The following is a 7,759-nucleotide window of genomic DNA, read 5'->3' on the forward strand; positions in this document are numbered from 1 at the left end:
GCGCCCTGCTGGACGCCCTGCGCGAGGGCCGCGAACGCACCGTCGGTCTGGGCCTGACGTCGGGCACACCGGGAACGGACGACGAAGGCGTGCCACCCCGCTGGTTCACCTTCAACGCGGGGCTGGGCTTCGACGCCGGTGTGGTCGGCCGGGTGGAACAGCACCGGGAGCGCGGCAGGAAGTCCACTCACGCGCTGTACATGCGTCAGGTCGTGCGTCAGCTGATCGGGGAACCGCACCGCCTGCACGGTGTGATAACGCTCGAGCAGCCGGGCGAGGAACCGGTCCGCGATCTGGCGCTCTCCATAGTCTCGAACGCTTCCCCGTGGACGTTTCTCGGCAATCGCCCGATCTACGCGTCACCTAAGGCCTCGTTCGATACCGGCCTCGACCTCTTCGGTCTGAAGCGGCTGTCCGCCTCCGCCCTTGCCCGGTATGGCACCCAGTTGCTCACTTCGTCCCCCGAGCGCGGACCCCGGGGCAGGCATGTGACCGCGAGGCACGACCTGACCCAGTTCACCTTGCATTCGAAGGTGCCACTGCCCCTCCAGATGGACGGCGACCACCTCGGACTGCGAACCAGCGTGACGTTCACAGGCGTTCGCCGTGCACTGCGTGTGATTGTGTGAGCGGAAAAGGCTAAAGTCCTTTCACTCGAACGTTTAGGCCAGGATCCACCCCATGGAAGTACGGCTGTGACCTAGTCGACACCGATGAATCAAAAAAAACTTTCCGGAAGGGGTTGTATCCGCCGCCGAGGTTTGCGAGTCTCTACATGGCGATCGGGACGGCCCGCAACACCGGCCTCCACAGATCACCGGAACCCCTCTTCAAACCAAGGACCACGCCAGGGAACCTGGCGTTCGGCCCTTCACTTGTTGGGGGATTCGTGAAAGCGTTCACATTCACAAGCCACATGTAGTTCATACCAAGGAGAGGTAGCAGCCATGGACTGGCGTCACAACGCCGTTTGCCGCGAGGAAGACCCCGAGCTCTTCTTCCCCATCGGCAACACCGGTCCTGCGCTGCTGCAGATCGAGGAAGCCAAGGCCGTCTGCCGTCGCTGCCCGGTGATCGAGAGCTGCCTTCAGTGGGCACTCGAATCCGGTCAGGACTCCGGCGTCTGGGGTGGTCTCAGCGAGGACGAGCGCCGCGCAATGAAGCGCCGCGCCGCCCGCAACCGGGCCCGTCAGGCCTCCGCCTGACAACCCACCCCTGCTGACAGCCTGAGCTTGGCGGCGCGTACAGCGCGTACGCATCTCCCGCCCCCGAGCCGCAGCACGCAGTTCCCCGGTGCTCCCCCGAGTCCCGGCTCATCTCGAGCCGGAGGGGAACCCATCAGTCAAGCAAAAGCCCCGGACGGGACAACCGTCCGGGGCTTTTCGCTGCGCTCCGCCCTCACGGGCCCACCACGTCACCGGCCCGCGGCGCCAACCCCCACCCGCGGCCGGCCCCCGGCGGCCCACGCCTGCGGCCACCTCACTGGTCCAGACCACCGGCGCACGTCACTCGTCGTCACTTGTCCATGGCCACCGGAACGTCCAGGAGCACCCGCGTCCCCCCGTCCGGGGCCGGCACCATGTCGAAGGTTCCGCCCAACTCGCCCTCGACCAGGGTCCGTACGATGTGCAGCCCCAGGTTGCCGCCGGTGTGCGGGTCGAAGTCCTCGGGCAGACCGACGCCGTCGTCCTGGACGGTGACCAGCAGGCGGGCCTCCTTGGTGGTGCCGCCGCGGACCGCGGTCACCTCGACCGTGCCGATGTCACCCTCGCGGAAGCCGTGCTCCAGGGCGTTCTGCAGAACCTCCGTCAGCACCATCGACAGCGGGGTGGCGACCTCCGCGTCGAGTATGCCGAAGCGGCCGGTGCGCCGGCCGGTGACCTTGCCCGGCGAGATCTCGGCGACCATCGCCAGGACACGGTCGGCGATCTCGTCGAACTCCACCCGCTCGTCCAGGTTCTGGGAGAGCGTCTCGTGCACGATCGCGATGGAACCGACCCGGCGCACCGCCTCCTCCAGCGCCGCGCGGCCGCGCTCGGAGCCGATCCGCCGGGCCTGCAGGCGCAACAGCGCCGCCACCGTCTGGAGGTTGTTCTTCACCCGGTGGTGGATCTCCCGGATGGTCGCGTCCTTGGTTATCAACTCCCTTTCACGACGGCGAAGTTCGGTGACGTCCCGGAGCAGGACAAGCGACCCGATGCGGGTTCCCTTCGGCTTGAGCGGGATCGCCCGGAACTGGATCACCCCGCCGGGCGCCTCGATCTCGAACTCGCGCGGCGCCCAGCCGCTGGCGACCTTCTCCAACGCCTCGTCCACCGGCCCGCGGGAAGGCGCCAGTTCGGCGGTGGTTCGGCCGAGGTGGTGGCCGACCAGGTCGGACGCCAGGCCCATCCGGTGGTAGGCGGACAGGGCGTTCGGGGAGGCGTACTGGACGATCCCCTCGGCGTCGAGCCGGATCAGCCCGTCCCCCACACGGGGCAGCGCGTCCATGTCGAGCTGCTGGTTCGCGAACGGGAAGGCACCGGCCGCGATCATCTGGGCGAGGTCGGAGGCGCTCTGGAGGTAGGTGAGCTCCAGCCGGCTGGGAGTACGCACGGTGAGCAGGTTGGTGTTGCGCGCGATGACCCCGAGTACGCGGCCCTCCCGCCGTACGGGAATGGACTCGACGCGGACCGGGACCTCCTCGCGCCACTCCGGGTCGCCCTCGCGCACGATCCGCCCCTCGTCCAGGGCCGCGTCCAGCATGGGCCGGCGGCCGCGCGGGACGAGATGGCCGACCATGTCGTCCTGGTACGAGGTCGGACCGGTGTTGGGCCGCATCTGGGCGACGGAGACATAGCGGGTGCCGTCGCGGGTGGGGACCCACAGGACCAGGTCGGCGAAGGAGAGGTCGGAGAGCAGCTGCCACTCCGAGACCAGCAGGTGAAGCCACTCGAGATCGGAGTCGTCGAGAGCGGTGTGCTGGTGTACGAGTTCGTTCATGGAGGGCACGTCAGCGAGCGTACCGGGACATCGCGCCCTCCCCCGGAAGCACCCGCGGGCCGCGGCGCCTGAGAGGGACCCTCAGCCCTCCCGGCACCGCAGCCCGGAGCGACATCGGCCGCGGGGTGTGCGGTCCCGTTCGGCCGAGGGACGAGGATCCGGGGCAGTCAGGGCAGAGAGCTCCGGGTCCTCGATCCGCCTTCCTGTGCGGGGAAGGCAGGCTTGCGTGCACTGCACTGTTACGCATTGTGGACTAGACCACTACCCGTGTCCATGTGTCGGAGACTGTTCGTTGTTGTCTTTTTTTCACGATCACGCGATCACGTGCTCACGCGGCCGTCGGGACGACGGCCGAGCGGGACAACGGTCGAGCGGACATGCGGGCATCCGCCATGCACCCTATCCCGCAAGCGTGCGCCAGGGAACGGAATTCCATGGTCATTTCGGTCGACGGGCCGCGACCGTCCCGCGCTGGGATGCTGAGGAGAGACCGGGGCGGACTCCCGCGGGGAATGCCGCCACCCTCCGCCTGGGAGCGGACCCCCCGCTCTGTTAGATTGATATTGGTCTAAACCACATGGCCGCCCCGCTCCCTTCCGGGGCCGGCCCCAGACGAGTCCCCTCCCAGAACGGCAGGCTCAGCGTGGAAGTTGTCATCGTTCCGGACGCCAAGGCCGGCGGCGCGCTCATCGCCGGGGCCATGGCGGATCTCCTGCGGCGCACCCCCGACGCCCTGCTCGGCGTGGCCACCGGCTCGACGCCCCTGCCCGTCTACGAGGCGCTGGTGGCCCAGGTGCGCTCCGGCTCCGTGGACACCTCCCGGGCGAGGATCGCCCAGCTCGACGAGTACGTGGGGCTGACCGCCGACCACCCCGAGTCCTACCGCTCGGTGCTCCGGCGCGAGGTCCTGGAGCCGCTCGGCATCGGTATGGACGCCTTCATGGGCCCCGACGGCACGGCCGAGGACGTCCAGGCCGCGTGCGAGGCGTACGACAGGGCACTGACCGAGGCCGGCGGCGTCGACCTGCAACTGCTCGGCATCGGGACGGACGGGCACATCGGGTTCAACGAGCCGTGCTCCTCGCTCGTCTCGCGCACCCGGATCAAGACGCTGACCGAGCAGACCCGGGTGGACAACGCACGCTTCTTCGACGACATCGACCAGGTGCCGCACCACGTCATCACCCAGGGCATCGGCACCATCCTGGAGGCCCGCCACCTGGTCCTGCTCGCCACCGGCGAGGGCAAGGCGGACGCGGTCGCCGCGACCGTCGAGGGCCCGGTGGCCGCGGTGTGCCCGGCGTCCGCCCTGCAGCTGCACCCGCACGCCACGGTCGTCGTCGACGAGGCCGCCGCGAGCAAGCTCAAGTTCGCGGACTACTTCCGGCGCACCTACGTCAACAAGCCGGACTGGCAGGGGATCTGACCGGAAGCCCCGGGGTGCCCCTCGCTCCCACGGCCCGGGGCCGCAGCGGCCCCGGGCGGCCGCGGTGGACTAGACCAACCCCCGGCTCGGCGGTATACAGAGGAGATCACGGAGCGTACGGGGGAAACATCCCCGGCCGCGGTCGTGCCACGATGTGGGCCGGGGCCGATGGGGTGTCGGCCGTTCGGCACTCGGAGCCGGGAAGGCAGAGCATGAGCACCGACGTCAGCACTACGGAGAACGAGGGTGGGGCTACGGTCCGTACGGCGCGCGTGCCCAAGTACTACCGGTTGAAGAAGCATCTGCTCGACATGACGGAGACGGCTCCTCCCGGTACCCCGGTCCCGCCCGAGCGCACCCTGGCGGCGGAGTTCGACACCTCGCGCACCACCGTGCGCCAGGCGCTCCAGGAGCTGGTGGTCGAGGGGCGTCTGGAGCGCATCCAGGGCAAGGGCACCTTCGTCGCCAAGCCCAAGGTCTCACAGGCGCTGCAACTCACCTCGTACACCGAGGACATGCGTGCGCAGGGTCTGGAGCCCACCTCTCAACTGCTGGAGGTCGGCTACATCACCGCCGACGACGAGCTCGCCTCACTGCTCGACATCACCGCCGGCGGGCGGGTGCTGCGCATCGAGCGGCTGCGCATGGCGAACGGCGAGCCGATGGCCATCGAGACCACCCACCTCAGCGCGAAGCGCTTCCCGGCGCTGCGCCGCAGCCTGGTCAAGTACACCTCCCTCTACACCGCACTCGCCGAGGTGTACGACGTCCATCTGGCGGAGGCCGAGGAGACCATCGAGACCTCCCTGGCCACCCCGCGCGAGGCCGGTCTGCTCGGCACCGATGTGGGGCTGCCGATGTTGATGCTCTCCCGGCACTCGCTGGACCGGGACGGACAGCCGGTGGAATGGGTGCGCTCGGTGTACCGGGGCGACCGGTACAAGTTCGTGGCCCGGCTGAAGCGCCCGCAGGAATGAGCCCGAAGCCGGACCCGACCGCCGAACCTCACAGCCGAGCCCGCAGCCGAACCCCGGAGCGCTCGGAGCGGCGGCGCCGATCCGTGGGCGGAACAGCACAAGCCGGACGGTTGACGGGAAAATCACCGCCCTCGGGTCAGCCTTCCGTGGAGTTTAAGTACGCAATCCCCGCGAGGGGTTCCGCCCCGCTCCGGCGCTGACCTAGATTTCCTGCGCATTACGCAGCGCAGGTGATCAGCGAGGGGACGGAGTCGTTCGATGTCGCAAGCCCCAGATTCCAGCAGAGGTCCGGTGGTGACGCCCGGGCGCGTCGTCATCGGCGTCTGTCTTTTAGCACCGTTCGTGGCCATGCTGTGGGTCGGCTCGTACGCGAGGACCGACCCCACCTTCATCGGCATCCCGTTCTTCTACTGGTATCAGATGCTGTGGGTGCTGCTCTCCACCGTGCTGACGGTGATCGCGTACAAGCTGTGGCAGCGTGACCAGCGTGCCCGCGCGGCGGCGAAGGGCGGTGCCGAGCGATGAACGACGGCGTGAACGGCGTGGCACTCGCCGTCTTCATCTTCTTCTTCGTCCTCGTCACGGCGATGGGGTTCCTGGCCGCCCGCTGGCGCAAGGCGGCCAACGAGAACAGTCTCGACGAATGGGGCCTGGGCGGACGGTCGTTCGGCACCTGGGTCACCTGGTTCCTGCTCGGCGGCGACCTGTACACGGCGTACACCTTCGTGGCCGTACCGGCGGCGATCTACGCGGCGGGCGCGGCGGGCTTCTTCGCCGTGCCGTACACCATCCTCGTCTACCCGCTGATCTTCACCTTCCTGCCACGGCTGTGGTCGGTGTCGCACAAGCACGGTTATGTGACGACGTCCGACTTCGTGCGCGGCCGGTTCGGCTCGAAGGGGCTGTCGCTGGCGGTGGCGGTCACCGGCATCCTGGCGACGATGCCGTACATCGCGCTCCAGCTGGTCGGCATCCAGGCCGTGCTGGACGTGATGGGCGTCGGCGGCGGCGAGGACACCAACTGGTTCGTCAAGGACCTGCCGCTGCTGATCGCCTTCGGTGTGCTGGCGGCGTACACGTACTCGTCGGGTCTGCGGGCCCCGGCGCTGATCGCGTTCGTGAAGGACACGCTGATCTACCTCGTGATCGCGGTGGCGATCATCTACATCCCGATCAAGCTGGGCGGCTTCGACGACATCTTCGCCAGGGCGAGCGAGGCGTACAGCGAGACCAACCCGGCCACGGGCGCGCCGCGCGGTTCGCTGGTGCCGGGCGAGGCGGGGCAGTGGACGTACGCCACGCTGGCGTTGGGCTCGGCGCTCGCACTGTTCATGTACCCGCACTCGATCACCGCGACGCTGTCCTCGCGCAGCCGTGAGGTGATCCGCCGCAACACCACGATCCTGCCGTTGTACTCGCTGATGCTGGGCCTGCTGGCGCTGCTCGGCTTCATGGCGATCGCGGCCGGGGTCGAGGTCAGCAACGGGCAGCTGGCGATCCCCCAGTTGTTCGAGAACATGTTCCCGGCCTGGTTCGCCGGTGTGGCCTTCGCCGCCATCGGCATCGGGGCGCTGGTGCCGGCGGCGATCATGTCGATCGCGGCCGCGAACCTGTTCACCCGCAACATCTACAAGGACTTCATCAAGCCGGACGCGACACCCGCGCAGGAGACCAAGGTCTCCAAGGTGGTCTCGCTGCTCGTGAAGGTGGGCGCGCTGGCCTTCGTCCTCACCATGGACAAGACGGTCGCCATCAACTTCCAGCTCCTTGGCGGCATCTGGATCCTGCAGACCTTCCCGGCGCTGGTGGGCGGCCTGTTCACCCGCTGGTTCCACCGCTGGGCGCTGCTCGCGGGCTGGGCGGTCGGCATGGTCTACGGCACGGTCGCGGCGTACGGGGTGGCCTCGCCGACGCAGAAGCACTTCGGCGGCTCCTCCAAGGAGATCCCGGGCATCGGCGAGATCGGCTACATCGGTCTCACCGCCTTCGTGATCAACGCCCTGGTCACGATCGCCCTGACCTTCGTCCTGAGGGCCGTCAAGGCGCCCGAGGGCATCGACGAGACCCGGCCGCAGGACTACACGGCGGACGCGGGCGACCCGGGCGTCAGCACCGAGCTGCCGCTGGACGCCGCCGAAGCGGCCGAAGCGGCCGACGCGGCCGACGCGGCCGCCGACGGAAAACGCTGACCCGGCACGCGGGGACGACAACGGGCAACGGGCCGCCGGACAGGCCCTGAATCCGGCGGCCCGTCGTCGTACCCGTGGGGCACACTCGCCCCCGTGGACATCGTCACCCGGCCGGTGGAGCCGTACGAGTTCGAGGAGCTCGGTGAGATCACCGCGCAGGCCTACCTGCGCGGTGATCTCACCGA

The 7,759-nt window shown here is 68.8% G+C and carries 7 protein-coding genes; 6 read left to right on the plus strand and 1 reads right to left on the minus strand.

The window, feature by feature from the left end; genetic code table 11:
* Both AOK11_RS35120 and AOK11_RS35125 read left to right on the plus strand, forming a co-directional pair.
* Positions 1-629: diacylglycerol/lipid kinase family protein (locus tag AOK11_RS35120; RefSeq protein ID WP_420903042.1), on the plus strand; the 629-nt coding region annotated here is incomplete at its 5' end.
* 318 nt (positions 630-947) lie between these two features.
* A complete protein-coding gene (locus AOK11_RS35125) occupies positions 948-1,205 on the plus strand; it encodes a WhiB family transcriptional regulator (protein ID WP_030219886.1) in 258 nt (85 codons plus the stop codon).
* 310 nt (positions 1,206-1,515) lie between these two features.
* On the opposite strand, the gene AOK11_RS35130 is transcribed toward AOK11_RS35125, so the two are convergent.
* Positions 1,516-2,991, minus strand: coding sequence for a PAS domain-containing sensor histidine kinase (locus AOK11_RS35130; RefSeq protein ID WP_055597704.1), 1,476 nt, complete (start codon positions 2,989-2,991; stop codon positions 1,516-1,518).
* 634 nt (positions 2,992-3,625) lie between these two features.
* Between AOK11_RS35130 and nagB the strand changes: the two genes are divergently transcribed.
* From nagB to mctP, 4 genes are all read left to right on the plus strand, one after another.
* Positions 3,626-4,408, plus strand: a complete 783-nt coding sequence (nagB, locus tag AOK11_RS35135) for a glucosamine-6-phosphate deaminase (protein WP_055597705.1) — start codon at positions 3,626-3,628, stop codon at positions 4,406-4,408.
* A 212-nt stretch (positions 4,409-4,620) separates the two neighbouring features.
* Positions 4,621-5,385, plus strand: coding sequence for a GntR family transcriptional regulator (locus tag AOK11_RS35140; RefSeq protein ID WP_055597706.1), 765 nt, complete (start codon positions 4,621-4,623; stop codon positions 5,383-5,385).
* 258 nt (positions 5,386-5,643) lie between these two features.
* Positions 5,644-5,910 carry a DUF3311 domain-containing protein gene (locus AOK11_RS35145; protein WP_055597707.1) on the plus strand — a complete coding sequence of 89 codons (267 nt, stop codon included), beginning with the start codon at positions 5,644-5,646 and terminating at the stop codon, positions 5,908-5,910.
* Positions 5,907-7,574 (plus strand): monocarboxylate uptake permease MctP, encoded by a 1,668-nt coding sequence (mctP, locus tag AOK11_RS35150; protein WP_055597708.1) that lies wholly within the window; start codon positions 5,907-5,909, stop codon positions 7,572-7,574. Before AOK11_RS35145 ends, mctP begins: the two co-directional genes overlap by 4 nt.
* Positions 7,575-7,759: the final 185 nt, after the last annotated feature.

This window comes from Streptomyces hirsutus, assembly GCF_001418415.1.
Taxonomy (GTDB): domain Bacteria; phylum Actinomycetota; class Actinomycetes; order Streptomycetales; family Streptomycetaceae; genus Streptomyces; species Streptomyces hirsutus.